We start from the raw sequence: 16,316 nt of genomic DNA, 5'->3' as shown, positions 1-16,316 counted from the left end.
CCGCCGGACGCCCGGGCGGCCGGCCATGACGACCATCCGCCACGAGGCCGCCGTGCCCCTGTCGGCCGCGGGATGGCGTTTCGACCGGGCCTTGGCCGAGATGTTCCCGGAATACTCCCGGTCCCGCCTGGCGGCCTGGATCAAGGCCGGGGCGGTCACGCTGGACGGCGCCCCCGTGCCGCCCCGTCACCTCCTGCGGGGAGGCGAGCAGGTGCGCCTGGAGGCCGAGCTGGAGGCCGAGGTCGAACTGGCGCCGGAGGACATCGCGCTGGACGTGGTCCACGAGGACGCCCACATCCTGGTCCTGAACAAGCCGGCCGGCCTGGTCGTGCACCCCGGCGCCGGCAATGCCGCGGGCACCCTGCTCAACGCCCTGCTGCACCACGATCCGAAGCTGGCCGAGCTGCCGCGCGGCGGCATCGTGCATCGCCTGGACAAGGACACCTCCGGCCTGATGGTGGTGGCCCGTTCCCTGGCCGCGCACACCGCCCTGGTGGACATGCTGTCCCGCCACGACGTGGAACGGCAGTACGAGGCCGTGGTGATGGGCCTGCTGGTCGCCGGCGGAACGGTGGATGCGCCGATCGGCCGCCATATGGGCGACCGCCTGCGGCAGGCCGTCCGCGACGAGGAAGACGGCAAGCACGCCGTCACCCACTACCGCCTGCGCGAGCGCTTCCGCGCGCACATGCTGATCCAGTGCAACCTGGAGACGGGGCGCACCCACCAGATCCGCGTGCACATGGCGCACATCGGTCATCCGCTGGTCGGCGACCCGTTGTACGGCGGCGGCCTGCGCCTCCCGAAGGGGGCCTCGCCGGAGCTGGTGGCCGCGTTGCGCGGCTTCCGCCGGCAAGCGCTGCATGCGGAACGCCTGGCCTTCGCGCACCCCGTCAGCGGCGAGCCGATGTCTTTCACCGCGCCGCGGCCGGCGGACCTGGACCAGCTGGTCCGCGTGCTGCGTACCGATGCCGCCCAGGCGGAGCCCGATGACTGGTCCTGATCCGCGGCTCGTGCCCGGGGGCTGGCTGCAGCCGGATTGGCCGGCGCCGGCGGGCGTGCGCGCGGCGGTGAGCACGCGCGAGGTGGCGGGCGTCTCCATGGCCCCGTTTGAGCGCTTCAACCTCGGCAGCCGCTGCGGCGACGTCCCGGAGGCCGTCGCGGTCAACCGTGCCGCCGTCACGGCGATGCTGGGTCTGCCCAGGGCGCCGCGCTGGCTGCGGCAGGTACACGGCATCGACGTCGCGCCGTTCGACGGCAGCGAGGGCGAAGACGAGCCCGAAGCCGATGCATCCGTCACGCACGCCCGCGGCGAGCCGCTGGCGATCCTCACCGCCGATTGCCTGCCGGTGCTGTTCTGCGCCGCGGACGGCGGGGAAGTAGCCGCCGCCCACGCGGGCTGGCGCGGCCTGGCGAACGGCGTGCTGGAAGCCACGCTGCGCCGCATGCGCGCGCCATCCGCGCAGGTGATGGCCTGGCTGGGTCCGTGCATCGGCGCAGCCTCGTATGAAGTGGGGGCCGAAGTCCGCGAAGCGTTCGTGGCGGACGACGCGGCCGCGGCTGCCTGTTTCGAGCCGACGCGCCCCGGCCATTGGCTGTGCGATCTCGCGGGGCTCGCGCGGCGCCGGCTCGAACGGGCCGGCGTGTGCGCCATCCATGGCGGCGGCTTCGACACGCTGGTCGACGCGCGCTTCTATTCGTATCGCCGCGATGCCGCGCGGAGCGGACGTTTCGCCACGTTGATCTGGCTGGCGTAACCCGCTTCCACTCCTCTCCCTCTCCCTTTCCCTCGCCCTCTCCCCTCCGGGGAAAGGGTCGGGGTGAGGAGCCCTACGAAGCGAACCCTTGCCGCGCTCACAAACGGCACATCTTCGCCTTCCCGCGCCCCCGTTCACACCCCTTCCGCCGCGTCACTCCTTCAACGCAGCGATGAAACTCCGCCGCCACGCCGTGATGTCCTGGCGTTCCAGCACATCCATCATCGCGCGCCAGCGGGCGCGGCGTTCTTCCAGCGGCATCGCCAGCGCCGTCTCCAGCGCGTCGGCTACTTCCTCGGTGTCGGCCGGGTTCACCAGCAGTGCCTCGTGCAGTTCCTGCGCGGCGCCGGCGAAGCGCGACAGCACCAGCACGCCCGGATCGTCCGGGTCCTGGCTGGCCACGTATTCCTTGGCGACCAGGTTCATGCCGTCGCGCATCGGCGTGACGAGCCCCACCTTGGCATAGCGGTAATAGCCGCTCAGCACGCTGTGCGGGAACGAGTTGTTGACGTAGCGGATCGGCACCCAGTCCGGCGCCGCATAAAGGCCATTGATGTGCCCCGCCTTGCGCTCCAGCTCGCGGCGGATCTGCCGGTACTCCGGTACGGTGCTGCGCGACGGCGGCGCGATCTGCAGGAAGCTGACCTTGCGGTGCAGATCCGGCACGCGTTCGAGCAGGCGCGCATAGGCATCGAAACGCTGCGGCAGCCCCTTGGAATAGTCGAGCCGGTCCACACCGATGATCAGCGCGCGTCCTTCCAGGCTGGCGCGCAGGTGCTCGATCTCTTCCAGCGACGCGGAGCGCTCGGCCGCCTCAGCGACGTGCCGTGTATCGATGCCGATGGGAAACACGCCGGCGCGGAAGCGGCGCCGGTTGCTTGCACGCAGCCTATGGCCGCGGCGCAGGCGGGCACCGGTCTCGTGCACGAAATAGTCCTCGAGGGAACGCAGGTCGCGCGTGGTGTGAACGCCGATCAGGTCGTAGGCGGAAAGCGTCTCCAGCAGCTCGCGGTGTCGCGGCAGCGCAATCAGCAGTCCCGCCGCGGGCAGCGGCGTGTGCAGGAAGAAGCCGATGCGGTTGCGCACGCCGCGCTGGCGCAGCATCGACGCCAGCGGGATCAGGTGATAGTCGTTCACCCAGATCGTATCGTCGGGCTCGATCAGTGCGGCCAGCCGTTCGGCGAACACGTCGTTTACCCGCAGATAGCCGTCCAGATGACCGCGGCTGTAGTCCACCAAGTCGGGACGGTAGTGCAGCAGCGGCCACAGCGTGCGGTTGGCGAAGCCGTCGTAGAAGTGGTCATGGTCGCCGCGCGACAGGTCGATCGTGGCGTAATGCACCGGTCCGTCGTAGAGGTGGTGCACCGTGGCCGCCGTCTCGCCGGCGATCTTGCCGCTCCAGCCGAACCATAGCCCGCCGGCTTCCTGCAACGCGGCGCGCATCGCCGAGGCCAGGCCGCCGGTGGCGGTCTGCTTGGGCATGGCGACTCGATTGGAAACCACGATGAGGCGCCCGGTACGTGCCGGGACCACACTCATAGTTCGTCCTCCCAGCGGCGCGACAGTCGCATCGCGGTCTGGATGAGGCCCACCAGCGAATAGGTCTGCGGGTAGTTACCCCAGTGCTCGCCGGAACTGGGCGCGATGTCTTCCGAGAGCAGGCCCAGCGGATTGCGCTTGGCCAGCATGTGCTCAAACATAAGCCGCGCGCGCCGCTTGCGCCCGGTGGCGGCCAGCGCCTCGATGTACCAGAACGTGCAGATGTTGAAGCTGGTCTCCGGCGTGCCGAAATCGTCGGGTGCGATGTAGCGGAACAGGTAGTCGCCGCGCCCCAGCGCCCGGCCGATCGCATCGACCGTGGCGATGAAGCGCGGGTCCCTGGCGCGGACGAAGCCGATGTCGGCCAGCAACAACAGGCTGGCATCCAGGTGCTCGCCATCGAACGCATCGACGAAATGGCCCAGGCGTTCGTTCCAGATACGCGCGGAGATGCGCTCGTGCAACGCCACGGCTTCGTCGTGCCAATAGCGCGCGCGGTCGCGCAGGCCCAGCTCGGTGGCGATATGCGCGAGACGGTCGCAAGCCGCCCAGCACATGGCGGCCGAGTAGGTATGCACCGCGGCGCGTCCGCGGAATTCCCACAGGCCGGCATCCGGTTCCTCGGCCATGCGCAAGGCCATGCGGCCCATGCTTTCCAGCCGCTGGAAGGCGCGTGCATCGCCCGGATTCTCCAGGCGGCGGTCGAAGAACAGCTGCGCGGAAGCGACCACCACCGAGCCGTACACATCGTTCTGCCGCTGTCGCCACGCGTCGTTGCCGATGCGCACCGGCCCCATGCCGCGGTAGCCCGCCAGGCCGGGCGCTTCGCGTTCCAGCAGTTCGTGCTCGAAGGTGATGCCGAACACTGGGCCGATCTCCTGGTCGCCCTCCGAGGAGACGATGTTGAACACGTAGCGGATGTATTCCTCCATGGTGCGCGTCGCGCCCAATCGATTGAGCGCGCGCACTACGAAGGCGGCGTCGCGCAGCCAGCAGTAGCGGTAGTCCCAGTTGCGGCTGGTGCGGGGTGCCTCGGGTATGGACGTGGTCAGGGCGGCGACGATGGCGCCCGTGGCTTCGTACTGGCACAGCTTCAAGGTGATCGCGGCGCGGATCACCGCCTCCTGCCATTCGTAGGGGATGGACAGGTAGCGCACCCAGTCGCGCCAATAGGCGATGGTGTATTCCAGCGTGCCATGGATGAAATCGGCCGGGCTGGTGTTGAGCGTTTCGTCCGGCCCGAACACGAAATGCGCCGGCCGGTCCAGATGGAAGAACAGTTGCCGCTCGACCAGCGGCACGGCCACGTCGGTGGTCAGGCGCTGCACCACGTCGCTGAGCAGGAAGCGGATGTGATTGCTGCCGGAACTGGTGACCGGCTGACGCGCGCCGTAGTCGCACAGCGGGCGGATCAGCACGCGGATGCGCGGATTGCCATGCAGGGGGCGCACGCGGCGGGCCAGCATCACGGGGTGGTAGAAGCGGCCGCGCGTGCGGTGGCGCGGGGCGAAGTCCACGATTTCGATGGCGTTGTCGTGGCGGTCGTAGAGGCGCGTGACCAGCACGGCCGTATTGGGCAGGTACTCCTGCTCGGCCCGGGCCATGTGCTCGAGCTCGATGGCCCAGTCGCCGCCTTCGCAGGCCGGCGAGAGCAACGCGCAGAAGCTGGCGTCGCTGTCGAAGCGCGGCAGGCAGCCCCAGACGATGCGGCCGGTGCCGTCGATCAGCGCGGCGATGCTGCCGTTGCCGATCACTCCCAGGGCGAGGTCCCGCGTCGCCGCTCTGGTCTCGCCAGGCCCGGTGTCGTCGGGCCTGGTCCGTTCAGGCATTCCCTCCAAAGGCATGGGCATGAGGTTCGACTCCTTGCTTCAGCACATTCAAGACACGTTGCAGCCAGGCCTGCGCCGACGACGGACCCGGAAGGGTGTATTGGGCGAGGCTGGGTTCGCGGTCGCCGACGCGCACGCTGATCCCGTTCTCCAGGTTGGCGGCGGCGAAGCCATGCTCGTCGGTGAGGTCGTCGCCGAGATACACGGGCAGGCGTCCGGCGAACGGCGCGCGTTCGAGCAGCTCGGTCACCGCCTTGCCCTTGTCCATTCCGGTCGGCTTCAGTTCCAGCACCAGGTTTCCGGCCTGCAGCTCATAGCCGGGCAGGCCGGGCATCAGTCCGTGCAGGGCCTCCTGGAGCACATCGAAATGTGCCGGCGCGGTGCGGCAGTGCAGGGCCACGGCCAGGTCCTTGTTCTCGACCAGCACGCCCGGAAATTCACGCGCGAGCGATTCCGCCGCGTGCAGCACCAGGGTGCGCCGGCTGCCGCTGACGCGGGTTTCGCGCCGCTCGCCGTCGGCATGCCGCAGCTGCAGCCCGTGCAGGCCGGCCATGGCCCACGGCGGTGCGCCGAACAGCGTGTCGAGATTGGCCAGGCTGCGGCCGCTGACCAGGGCCAGCGCGCCGTCCAGATAGGCGTAGAGTTCGGCCAGCAGGCCGTACAGGGAGGGTTCGACGCGCACATCGTCCGGGCGATCGGCGAAATCCAGCAGGGTGCCGTCCACGTCGAGGAACAGCGCCCAGCGGTCGTCGGTACCCGGCAGGGGTGGGGCCGGCAGCGTCGGCATGGCAGGCATGCGGGAAGAGGCTAGAGACAGAGACATCGAGGGGAGCCTATCAGGGCGAATGTGAAGATCAGCTTTGGATGAGTCTGAGTGAACGATCCCCATGGGATGGGGATTCCTTGATGTGAAACAACTGAGCGGCGCTTGAATCGGTTCATGCTGGACCGCATCTCGCCGTGCAGTGAGCGGCCCCGGCCGCCGATCCTTTTTCTTGCGGGGAACCCCACCAATGCGGATGGACAAACTGACGTCCCGTTTCCAACAGGCGCTGGCCGATGCGCAATCGCTCGCGGTCGGTCGCGACAACAACATGCTCGAGCCAGTGCACGTGATGATGGCGCTGCTCGACCAGCAGGGCGGCACGACCGCGCCGCTGCTGACCCAGGCCCAGGTCAATGTGCCCACGCTGCGCCAGCGCGTGGCCGAAGCCGTCGACCGCCTGCCGCGCGTGAGCGGGCAGGAAGGCAACGTGCACGTGGGCAACGACCTCACGCGCCTGCTCAACCTCACCGACAAGCTCGCGCAGCAGCGCGGCGACCAGTTCATCGCCAGCGAGCTTTTCGTGCTGGCCGCGCTGGACGACAAGGGCGACCTCGGCGCCGCGCTGAAGGCCGCCGGTGCCACCAAGGCGAATCTCGAGCAGGCGATCGAAAAGATCCGCGGCGGCGAGAAGGTGCAGAGCGAGAACGCGGAAGACCAGCGCCAGGCGCTGGAGAAGTACTGCATCGACCTCACCGCGCGCGCCGAAAGCGGCAAGCTCGATCCGGTGATCGGGCGCGACGAAGAAATCCGCCGCACCATCCAGGTGCTGCAGCGGCGCACCAAGAACAACCCCGTGCTGATCGGCGAGCCCGGCGTGGGCAAGACCGCGATCGTCGAAGGCCTGGCCCAGCGCATCGTCAAGGGCGAAGTGCCCGAGGGCCTGCGCGACCGCCGCGTGCTCGCGCTGGACATGGGCGCGCTGATCGCCGGCGCGAAGTTCCGCGGCGAGTTCGAGGAGCGCCTCAAGGGCGTGCTCAACGACCTCGCCAAGCAGGAAGGCCGCGTCATCCTGTTCATCGACGAACTGCACACCATGGTCGGAGCCGGCAAGGCCGAGGGCGCCATGGACGCGGGCAACATGCTCAAGCCCGCGCTGGCGCGCGGCGAGCTGCATTGCATCGGCGCCACCACGCTGGACGAGTACCGCAAATACATCGAGAAGGACGCCGCGCTGGAGCGCCGCTTCCAGAAGGTGTTCGTGGGCGAGCCGAGCGTGGAAGACACCATCGCCATCCTGCGCGGCCTGAAGGAGCGCTACTCGGTGCACCACGGCGTGGAGATCACCGACCCGGCCATCGTCGCCGCGGCCACGCTGTCCAACCGCTACATCACCGACCGCCAGCTCCCGGACAAGGCCATCGACCTGATGGACGAGGCCGCCAGCCGCATCCGCATGGAGATCGATTCCAAGCCGGAAGAACTGGACCGCCTGGAGCGCCGCCTGATCCAGCTGAAGATCCAGCGCGAAATGCTGCGCAAGGAAACGGACGAGGCGTCTAAGAAGCGCCTCGCCGACCTGGAGAGCGACATCGAGAAACTGGAGCGCGAGTTCTCCGACCTCAACGAAGTGTGGAAGTCGGAGAAGGCGCTGTTGCAGGGCGCGACCAAGATCAAGGAGCAGATCGAGCAGGCCCGCGTGGACCTGGAAGCCGCGCAGCGCCGTCAGGACTACGCCCGCATGAGCGAGATCCAGTACGGCCGCTTGCCGGAACTGGAGAAGCAGCTCGAAGCCGCGCAGGCCGCCGAGAAGCACGAGTTCAAGCTGGTGCAGGATCGCGTGACCGACGAGGAGATCGCCGAAGTCGTGTCGCGCTGGACCGGTATTCCGGTGAGCAAGATGCTCGAAGGCGAGCGCGAGAAGCTGCTGCACATGGAAGATGCGCTGCACAAGCGCGTGGTGGGCCAGGACGAGGCGGTGCGCGCCGTGTCCGATGCGATCCGCCGCGCGCGTGCCGGCCTGTCCGACCCGAACCGCCCATACGGTTCGTTCCTGTTCCTGGGTCCCACCGGCGTGGGCAAGACGGAGCTTTGCAAGGCACTGGCCGAATTCCTGTTCGACACGCAGGACGCCATGGTGCGCATCGACATGAGCGAGTTCATGGAGAAGCACTCCGTGAGCCGTCTGATCGGCGCACCTCCGGGCTACGTCGGCTATGAGGAAGGCGGTTACCTCACCGAGGCGGTGCGCCGCCGTCCGTACAGCGTGATCCTGCTGGACGAGGTAGAGAAGGCCCATCCGGACGTGTTCAACATCCTGCTGCAGGTGCTGGACGACGGGCGCCTGACCGATGGCCAGGGCCGCACGGTGGATTTCCGCAACACCGTGATCGTGATGACCTCCAACCTCGGCTCGCAGCTGATCCAGGAGCTGGACGGCGATGGCGGCGACGAGGGCTATACCAAGATGAAGGCGGCGGTGCTGGGCGTGGTGCAGGCGCACTTCCGTCCCGAGTTCATCAACCGCCTCGACGAGCTGGTGGTGTTCCGGCCGCTGGAGAAGAAGCAGATCCGCGCAATCGCGCGTATCCAGCTCGCCTATCTGGAGAAGCGCCTGGCGGAACGCCAGCTTTCGCTGAACATCGGCGAGCAGGCGCTCGACCTGCTGGGCAATGTGGGCTTCGATCCGGTGTATGGCGCGCGCCCTTTGAAGCGCGCGGTGCAGCAGCAGCTGGAGAATCCGCTGGCGAAGGAGATTTTGGAGGGGCGCTTCGCGCCAGGGGATGTGATCGAGGTGGATGCCCAGGGTGGGCATCTGGTGTTTCGCAAGAAACACTGAGCTTGTCGTTTGTGGATGGAGGAGGCGCCTTTGGGGGCGCCTCTTTTTTTGCGTGGGGGTGGGGCGTTTGGGTGCGTGGCGTGGCGTGTGGCAATAGGCGCGATGCTGCGTAGGTTGGGGTGAGCTTGCGAACCCTCAACGTCGGGCGCTGACGATCACCTCGCCCTCCCATTCTCGTCATTCCGGCGCAAGCCGGGAACCGGTGAGAGGTGATCGCCAGTCTGGTCTCGCCCCTCCGGGGCGAGGGTTTCGCTCTCCTGCCGGAGAGCGAGTTACTTCTTCTTGCTTGCCCAAGAAGAAGTAACCAAGAAGAAGGGCACCCTGCGCGGCGCCCTCCGCAGCCTTCGCTGCTGCGGGTGCGTTGAGGGCTGGCCGGGCTTTTCGACAGGGCATCCCTGCCCTGATCAAAAAGGCGGGGACGTCCTGTCCCCGCCCGCCTTCGGCGGCCTGATCGTCCAGCCCTCACCGCCGCGAAGGGAACCCGGGAGATCAAGAGCGGTACGGAGCGTCGCTTCGCTCGCTCTTGTTTTTGTTCTTGCTTGCCGCGGTACTGCACTTCTCTTTCTCCCCTCCGGGGAGAAGGCGGGATGAGGGGCGGGTGCTTGCCAAAACGCAACTATTGCCGAATCCAGACTCCCTCGAGTACAGCGAGCTCGAAACGGCATGCGTGAAGGTCGCCGAAGCCACCCTACCTAGGCTCACTCCAACTCGCCTGCCCATCTTCCACATGCCCGGCGAGCCTGCGCCAGAAGCCTGGCAATTCCGCCACGGTCGCGCTGAGGTCATACCAATGGGCGTGTCCATCCAGCGCCCACGTATCGGCGACGCTCGCGCCTGCCGCCAAGGCATAGATCCGCACGTCGCCGTCGAGATAGCCGTTCTTCACGGTGACGGTGCAGCTCGCACCGCCATGGTTGCTCAGGGTGAGTCGCAGCCTTCCGCCGGATGGCTCGTAGGTGGCGGCGATCTCCGGTGCCGGGCCCATGCCGGTGGCTACGCTGCCGCGCCACTGCCGCAGGAAACCGTTCGGGCCGTGCGCTTCCAGGTCGTAGACGCCTTGCGTGTAGCGTGCAGCGCTCCAGTAATCGGACAGCTGTTTGCCTGCTTCTACGGTGTAGCGCCAAGGGCCATCGTCGCGATTGGCCGCGTAGACCTGGAACACCGCGCCAGTGGCGCCATCGTTGCGGAAATCGATCCAGAACCGGCCTGCGGTGGCATCGATGCGACCTTCCGCGCGCAGTACGTAGGGCAGGGCGCGTGCGGGGCGTGTGCCTGATTCCTGCGCGGGCATGGCCTGCATGGCGGGAATCGACGGGGCCGGCAGGCTCTTGCACTGCAGGTCTGCTTCGGCGGTGTAGCCGCTGGTGGAAGGCAGGGTTGGCCAGGCGGTGTTTGCGCTGGCAAAGTCGAAGGCGCTGAGCAGGTCGCCGCAGACGGCGCGGCGCCACGCGCTGATGTTGGGCTCGCGCACGCCGAAGCGGCGTTCCAGGAAGCGCAGCACCGAGGTGTGGTCGAACACTTCCGAGCACACCCAGCCGCCGCGCGTCCACGGCGACACGATCAGCAGCGGCACGCGGAAGCCCAGGCCGATCGGCAGCCCGTTCGCGATCTCGCCCGCGACGCTCACCGTGGACAGGCCGTCGGCGGCGGATGCCGGAGGCGTGGGTGGTGGCACGTGATCGAAGAAGCCGCCGTTCTCGTCGTAGTTGAGGATGAATACCGTCTTCGCCCATACGGCGGGGTTCGCCGCCAGCGCCGCCAGCAGGCGCGCGCTGAGATCTTCGCCGTAGGCCGGCTTGTAGCTGGCGTGCTCGGAAAGATAGTCGGCCGCGACAATCCACGACACCTGCGGCAAGGCATCCGCGGCCACGTCCTGCGCGAAGGCGGCGACCAGGTCCGGCACGGTGGCCATGCCCTTGTCGTGCAGTGGCGTGCCCTGCTTGGCCTGCTTGAAGGTCTTGAACCAGGCCAGCGCGTTGTCGTCGAAGTTGTTGCTCTCCTGGTAGACCTTCCAGCTCACGCCGGCCTGTTCCAGGCGCTCGGCATAGGTGGTCCAGGCGAAGCCGGCGGCCGGCTCGGTGTTGTCGAGTACCGCGGATTGCCCTGCGGACAGGCCATTGCTGCCGGTCATCGCGTGCAGGCGATTGGGGTTGGTCTGGGTCAGCGTGGAGGCGAAGTAGTGGTCGCAGATGGTGAACGCATCGGCGAGCTGGTAATAGAACGGCAGGTCGGCGCGCTCGAAGTGCCCCATGCCCAACCCCGCCGCGCGGGCCGTGTTCCAGGCATCGAACTTGCCCTTGTTGAAGATCGCCGTGTCCACCGGGTAGTTCATCGCAGGCGCATTGGCGCAGATGGCGCTGGTGGTGGCCGTGTCCATGCGGAACGGCAGCAGGTAACCGTCGGCGTTGCCCGCATAGGGCTGGTGCCACACGTCGCGCGCGCCGCCGGGTAGCGGTGCCGGTACGCGGTCGCCGAAGCCGCGCACGCCGCGCAGGCTGCCGTAGTAGTGATCGAACGAGCGGTTCTCCTGCATGAAGATCACCACGTGCTTCACGTCGGTGAGGTCGCCGGATCCGCCCGGCGCGGGCGCCGCCAGGGCTTGGCGCAAGGGCTCCGGCAGCAGGGAGAGGGCGGCCAGGCCGCCCGCCGACGCGGTGGCCATCTGCAGGAAACGGCGCCGCCGGGTATCGATGTCGCTCATGGTGAGTTCGCTCGGTCCGCCTGTCGCAGGCGGCCGTAGCTAAGCGGGGCGATGTTGCAAGCGCTTGCCAGGCATGCGTCAGCAAGACGACAACGGCCGGATCGGCGAACAGGCGCATGGCTCGCGACGGTCCGCCACGGCAGTCCGGACTAGGCGAACGGCGTGAACAAGCCCTACTATCGCCCTCGCCTGAGGTGACCGCCGGCTTGGCCGGTGGTTGAAACGGGAATCCGGTGCGCCGTCTTTACGGCTATGCCGGAGCTGCCCCCGCAACGGTAGGCGAGCACAAGCGCGGCCAATGCCACTGTGCAGACATGCACGGGAAGGCGCCGCGCCGGAAGGTCCCCGACCTTCGCTCGCGAGCCCGGAGACCGGCCTCGAGGCGAACCGGACATGCGGTGGGCGTGCTCCTGGCGAGCCGCATCCGTGCGTCCGTCAGCGCTCCTTCCGCCTGTCCCGATCCCCAGCGATCCGCGCGGGCAGGCGCGGTCTAGGAGCCACCAGTGTCATTGCGTTTCCCCTTGTCGCGCAGGCCCGCGTTTGCGGTTGCGTCCCTGTTTGCCTTCTCTTCCCTTGCTGGTCCTTCCCTTGCCTTGGCCGACGAGCCGGCGAGCGATCTCGGCGGCGTCGTGGTCACCGCCACCCGCACCGAGCAGTCGCAGGCCGGCACGCTGGCGGCCGTCACCGTGATCGACCGCAGCGAGATCGAGCGTCTGCAGCCGCAGTCCGTCGCGGATCTGCTACAGGGCACGCCTGGCCTGTCGCTGGCCAACAACGGCGGCCCCGGCAAGGCGACGTCGCTGTTCCTGCGCGGCACCGAGGCCGACCACGTGCTCGTGCTGGTCGACGGCGTGAAGATCGGCTCGGCCACGCTCGGCCAGCCGTCCATCCAGAACATCCCGGTGGATCAGGTCGAGCGCATCGAGATCGTGCGCGGGCCTTTCTCCAGCCTCTACGGTTCCGAAGCACTCGGCGGTGTGATCCAGATCTTCACCCGGCGTCCGCGTGGAGCCTTCGAGCCCAGCCTCAGCCTGGGCTACGGCAGCAACGCGAGTTTCCGTGGCGCGGCCGGACTAGGCGGCAAGGTGGGCGATGGCTGGTATGCGGTCGAGGCCACTCACGAGAACACCGACGGCATCAACGCCTGCCGCGGCAAGCCTTCGCCGCGCGGGGCGGGGTGCTTCGTCGACGAACCGGACCGCGACGGTTTTCGCGACAGCTCCGTATCGCTCAAGGGCGGTTATCGCTTCAACGAGGAGTGGGACGCCGATGCGCACTGGCTGCGCAGCTGGGGCTACAACGAGTACGACGGCTCCAGCAGCAACCAGTCCGACGTGGTGCAGCAGGTGGCCGGTGCGCGCGTGCGCTGGCGGCCGAATCGCACGGTCACGCTGGCCCTGAGCGCCGGGCAGAGCGCGGACCTTAGCGACGACTATTGGAACGGCGCCTATGCCGGCACCTTCGACACGCACCGCGATCTCGGTTCGCTGCAAGGCGACCTCGCCCTCGGCGGCGGCTTGTGGAGCCTGGGCTACGATTGGCAGCGCGATCGAGTAGACGGAAGCACGGACTACGCGCACGACCGCCGCCTCAACCGCGGCGTGTTCGCGCAATGGCAGCAGACCTTCGGCACGCAGTCGCTGCAGGCCTCCGCGCGTCGCGACGACAACCAGCAGTTCGGCGGCAAGGCCACCGGCAGCCTGCTGTGGGGCTGGGACTTCGCCAGCACGCTGCGCCTCACCGCCAGCGCGGGCTCGGCCTACAAGGCGCCCACCTTCAACGAGCTCTACTACCCGGGCTATGGCAGTCCGACGCTGCGCCCGGAGAGTTCGCGCAACTACGAGCTCGGCCTGCGCGGGACTCCGGCGTGGGGCCTGTGGTCGTTGAACGCCTTCGAGAACCGCATCCGCGACCTGATCGCCTACGACGCCTCTGTCGGCTTGCCCGGCAATGTGGAGCGCGCGCGCATCCGCGGCGCGGAAGCGGTGGCATCGACCACGTTGGCCGGATGGGCGCTGCGCGGCACTGCCACTTGGCTGGATCCGCGCAACGAGAGCGCGGCCAACCGCGACAAGCTGCTGCCCCGGCGCGCCGGACGCAGTGCGCGCGTCGATGCCGACCGCAGCTTCGGTGCCTTCAGCGTGGGTGCCAGTCTCTATGCTGCCGCAAGACGCTATGACGACCTTGCCAACACGCGGCGGCTGGGCGGTTACGCCTTGGCCGATCTGCGCCTGGCCTACGCGCTCGACCGTGTATGGCAGGTGCAGCTGAGCGTGCGCAATGCGCTCGACAAGCACTACGAGACCGTCGCCTTCTACAACCAGCCAGGTCGCACGGCCATGCTCAGTGTGAGCTACCGGCCCGCGCCGTGACACCCATTCGCCAGGAGGATCGCCGCATGAACGCCATGCCATCACGCTTCCACTTTCCGTTCGCCGCCGCCATGGCCGCCTTGATGATCGCCACGCGCTTCCACCATTTCGGCACGGCGTTGCATCTCCCGGATGCGTCGATGGCGCTGTTCTTCCTGGGTGGTCTGTGGCTGCGCCGGCACCTCGCCTTCGTCGTGTTCATGGCGCTGGCGGTGGGGCTGGACTGGATCTCGGTCTCGTATGCGGGCGTGAGCAACTTCTGCGTGACGCCCGCCTATGCCTTCTTGCTGCCGGCCTATGCCGTGCTGTGGTACGCCGGGCGGGCGTGGTCCGCGCGGATGTCGGCCACGCCCGCTGCGCTTGCCGGCGCCTTCGCGGTCGCGCTGGCGGCCGCGTCGGTGTCGTTCGCCATTTCCAACGGTTCGTTCTATTGGCTGGGCGGTCGTTATGCGCATCCGAACCTCAGCGAGTATCTGGCGCGCCTGTGGCAATGGGGTCCGCTGTTCGTGCGCACGACGTTCGCCTACGTCGCAGTCGCGCTGGCCGGCTACGCCGTGCTGGCGAGGCTGACGCGCACGCAGGACGAAGGGGCGCGGGCATGAGCGGACCGGAACAAACACCCGAGGATGCACGCCACCGCGAACGCATGCAGCGGAAGAAGGCGCTGGTCGACCGCAAGGTCGCCCGCGCCACGATCGACCGCGGCGTGCTGGTGGTGAACACCGGCAACGGCAAGGGCAAGAGCTCCTCCGGCTTCGGCATGCTGGCGCGCTCGCTGGGGCATGGCTATCGCTGCGGCGTGGTGCAATTCATCAAAGGCAGTTTCTCGACCGGCGAGGAGGCCTTCTTCCGCCGCTTTCCCGACATGCTGGACTATCACGTGATGGGCGAAGGCTTCACCTGGGAAACGCAGGACAAGGCGCGCGACATCTCGGCGGCGCAGGCGGCGTGGAACGTGGCGGCGCGCATGCTCGCCGACGAGCGCTATCGTTTCGTGCTGCTGGACGAACTCAACATCGCCCTGGTCAAGCAATACGTGACTTTGGAACAGGTCCTGCCGGCGCTGGCCGCGCGACCGGCGGACCAGCACGTGGTGGTGACCGGCCGCGGCGCGCCCGATGCACTGGTGGCGATGGCCGACACGGTGACCGAGATGCGCGTGGTCAAGCACGCGTTCGAGGCGGGCATCCGCGCACAGAAGGGGATCGAACTGTGAGCGGCGTGCGCCACGTGCCCGCGCTGCTGGTGTCCGCGCCGGCCTCCGGTCAGGGCAAGACCTCGTTCACTGCCGCGCTGGCGCGCGCGCATGCGCGGCGCGGCCGGCGCGTGCGGGTGTTCAAGACCGGCCCGGATTTTCTCGACCCGATGGTGCTGGCCCGCGCCAGCGGCGCAGCGGTGTATCAGCTCGATCTCTGGATGACCGGCGAGGACGATGCGCGCGCCCGCTTGTACGACGCCGCGGGCGAAGCCGATCTGATTCTGGTCGAGGGCGTGATGGGCCTGTTCGACGGCGGCACGTCCAGTGCGGACCTCGCGCAGCGTTTCGGCCTGCCGGTGCTGGCGGTGATCGATGGTTCGGCGATGGCACAGACCTTCGGTGCCGTCGCGACCGGATTGGCCCGCTACCGCGATGGACTGCGCGTGCACGGCGTGGCCGCCAACCGCATCGGCGGCAGCTATCACGCGCAGTTGCTTGCAGGCAGCCTGCCGGCCGATCTGCATTGGTTTGGTGCCTTGCCCCGCGATCCGGCGCTGGCCTTGCCGGAGCGGCATCTGGGGCTGGTGGCCGCGGGCGAGCTGGCCGAGCTGGACGGGCGCCTGGACGCCTTGGCCGACGCGCTCGAGGCGCACGCGGAGCTCGCGCTGCCTCCAGCGGTGGCCTTCGCCGAGGCCACCGGGCTTGAGGTGCCGCGACTGCTCGCCGGGCGGCGCATTGCGGTCGCGCGCGACGATGCGTTCTGTTTTCTCTATCCGGCGAACGTCGACCTGCTCGAACGCGCGGGCGCCACATTGCAGTGGTTCTCGCCGCTGGCGGGCGATGCGCTGCCCGACTGCGATGCGGCGTGGCTCCCAGGCGGTTATCCCGAGCTGCATCTGCCGCGGCTGTCTGGCCGCGCGGACCTGCACGCGGCGCTGCGCGCGCACGTGGATGCCGGCAAGCCGCTGTTGGCCGAATGCGGCGGCATGCTGAGCCTGCTCGATGCACTGGCTGCCAGCGAGGGCGATGCCTACGCCATGGCCGGATTGCTGCGCGGCTGGGCAGTGGTGCGCGAGCGGCTGGGGGGACTGGGCATGCAATCGGCCGCGTTGCCCGAAGGCATGCTGCGCGGGCATACCTTCCATTACGCCCATGCGGACATCGCCGAGCCGCCGCTGGCGCACGCGACGAATCCCGACGGCGGCCCCGCGCGCGAAGCGATCTACCGGCGCGAAAGACTGACCGCGAGCTTCGTCCACTTCTACTTTCCGTCCGCACCGGAAGCGGCATTGCGGTTGTTCCTGCCGTGAGCGTGGCG

Annotated in this window: 11 protein-coding genes and 1 riboswitch; of the genes, 7 read left to right on the top strand and 4 right to left on the bottom strand. The window is 68.3% G+C overall.

Annotated features, from left to right (window positions below):
• Positions 1-25: 25 nt before the first annotated feature.
• Together rluD and pgeF are read left to right on the top strand one after the other, a co-directional pair.
• Positions 26-1,003: a 23S rRNA pseudouridine(1911/1915/1917) synthase RluD gene (rluD, locus tag RKE25_RS18855; RefSeq protein ID WP_311839623.1), complete on the top strand. Its 978-nt coding sequence runs from the start codon at positions 26-28 to the stop codon at positions 1,001-1,003.
• A complete protein-coding gene (gene pgeF, locus RKE25_RS18850; protein WP_311839622.1) occupies positions 990-1,757 on the top strand; it encodes a peptidoglycan editing factor PgeF in 768 nt (255 codons plus the stop codon). The genes rluD and pgeF overlap by 14 nt, the downstream gene beginning before the upstream one ends.
• 153 nt (positions 1,758-1,910) lie before the next feature.
• On the opposite strand, the gene RKE25_RS18845 is transcribed toward pgeF, so the two are convergent.
• Genes RKE25_RS18845 through otsB form a run of 3 tightly spaced genes read right to left on the bottom strand, consistent with a single transcriptional unit; the run spans position 1,911 to position 5,912 of the window.
• The gene (locus RKE25_RS18845; protein WP_311839621.1) at positions 1,911-3,239 is read right to left on the bottom strand and encodes a trehalose-6-phosphate synthase; all 1,329 of its coding nucleotides are present in this window, start codon (positions 3,237-3,239) and stop codon (positions 1,911-1,913) included.
• A 53-nt stretch (positions 3,240-3,292) separates the two neighbouring features.
• The gene (locus RKE25_RS18840; protein ID WP_311839620.1) at positions 3,293-5,125 is read right to left on the bottom strand and encodes a glycoside hydrolase family 15 protein; all 1,833 of its coding nucleotides are present in this window, start codon (positions 5,123-5,125) and stop codon (positions 3,293-3,295) included.
• Positions 5,118-5,912, bottom strand: coding sequence for a trehalose-phosphatase (otsB, locus tag RKE25_RS18835; RefSeq protein WP_311839619.1), 795 nt, complete (start codon positions 5,910-5,912; stop codon positions 5,118-5,120). The genes RKE25_RS18840 and otsB overlap by 8 nt, the downstream gene beginning before the upstream one ends.
• A gap of 226 nt (positions 5,913-6,138) precedes the next feature.
• Here otsB and clpB point away from each other — a divergent pair, with 226 nt between their 5' ends.
• Positions 6,139-8,727: an ATP-dependent chaperone ClpB gene (clpB, locus tag RKE25_RS18830; protein WP_311839618.1), complete on the top strand. Its 2,589-nt coding sequence runs from the start codon at positions 6,139-6,141 to the stop codon at positions 8,725-8,727.
• 688 nt (positions 8,728-9,415) lie between these two features.
• On the opposite strand, the gene RKE25_RS18825 is transcribed toward clpB, so the two are convergent.
• Positions 9,416-11,428 carry a phospholipase C, phosphocholine-specific gene (locus RKE25_RS18825; RefSeq protein ID WP_311839617.1) on the bottom strand — a complete coding sequence of 671 codons (2,013 nt, stop codon included), beginning with the start codon at positions 11,426-11,428 and terminating at the stop codon, positions 9,416-9,418.
• Positions 11,429-11,603: 175 nt separating this feature from the next.
• Positions 11,604-11,823: riboswitch (cobalamin riboswitch) on the top strand.
• A gap of 159 nt (positions 11,824-11,982) precedes the next feature.
• Here RKE25_RS18825 and btuB point away from each other — a divergent pair.
• Genes btuB through RKE25_RS18805 form a run of 4 tightly spaced genes read left to right on the top strand, consistent with a single transcriptional unit; the run spans position 11,983 to position 16,308 of the window.
• On the top strand, positions 11,983-13,800 hold the full coding sequence (gene btuB / locus RKE25_RS18820) for a TonB-dependent vitamin B12 receptor (protein ID WP_311842434.1): 1,818 nt from the start codon (positions 11,983-11,985) through the stop codon (positions 13,798-13,800).
• Positions 13,801-13,826: 26 nt separating this feature from the next.
• Positions 13,827-14,402, top strand: a complete 576-nt coding sequence (locus RKE25_RS18815; protein ID WP_311839616.1) for a hypothetical protein — start codon at positions 13,827-13,829, stop codon at positions 14,400-14,402.
• Entirely contained in the window at positions 14,399-15,016 is a 618-nt protein-coding gene (cobO, locus tag RKE25_RS18810; RefSeq protein WP_311839615.1) for a cob(I)yrinic acid a,c-diamide adenosyltransferase, read from the top strand. Before RKE25_RS18815 ends, cobO begins: the two co-directional genes overlap by 4 nt.
• Entirely contained in the window at positions 15,013-16,308 is a 1,296-nt protein-coding gene (locus RKE25_RS18805) for a cobyrinate a,c-diamide synthase (protein WP_311839614.1), read from the top strand. The genes cobO and RKE25_RS18805 overlap by 4 nt, the downstream gene beginning before the upstream one ends.
• Positions 16,309-16,316: the final 8 nt, after the last annotated feature.

Origin of the sequence: Dyella sp. BiH032 (assembly GCF_031954525.1) — a bacterium.
GTDB lineage: Bacteria > Pseudomonadota > Gammaproteobacteria > Xanthomonadales > Rhodanobacteraceae > Dyella_D.
Note: the sequence above shows the minus strand (reverse complement) of the source record. Positions and strands in the feature narration are given on the sequence as shown.

Coding starts and splice junctions, on each gene's coding strand:
- rluD (WP_311839623.1), top strand. CDS start 26: ATGACGACCATCCGCCACGAGGCCGCCGTGCCCCTGTCGGCCGCGGGA.
- cobO (WP_311839615.1), top strand. CDS start 14,399: ATGAGCGGACCGGAACAAACACCCGAGGATGCACGCCACCGCGAACGC.
- RKE25_RS18840 (WP_311839620.1), bottom strand. CDS start 5,125: ATGCCTGAACGGACCAGGCCCGACGACACCGGGCCTGGCGAGACCAGA.
- RKE25_RS18825 (WP_311839617.1), bottom strand. CDS start 11,428: ATGAGCGACATCGATACCCGGCGGCGCCGTTTCCTGCAGATGGCCACC.
- RKE25_RS18845 (WP_311839621.1), bottom strand. CDS start 3,239: ATGCCCAAGCAGACCGCCACCGGCGGCCTGGCCTCGGCGATGCGCGCC.
- clpB (WP_311839618.1), top strand. CDS start 6,139: ATGCGGATGGACAAACTGACGTCCCGTTTCCAACAGGCGCTGGCCGAT.
- otsB (WP_311839619.1), bottom strand. CDS start 5,912: ATGCCGACGCTGCCGGCCCCACCCCTGCCGGGTACCGACGACCGCTGG.
- RKE25_RS18815 (WP_311839616.1), top strand. CDS start 13,827: ATGAACGCCATGCCATCACGCTTCCACTTTCCGTTCGCCGCCGCCATG.
- pgeF (WP_311839622.1), top strand. CDS start 990: ATGACTGGTCCTGATCCGCGGCTCGTGCCCGGGGGCTGGCTGCAGCCG.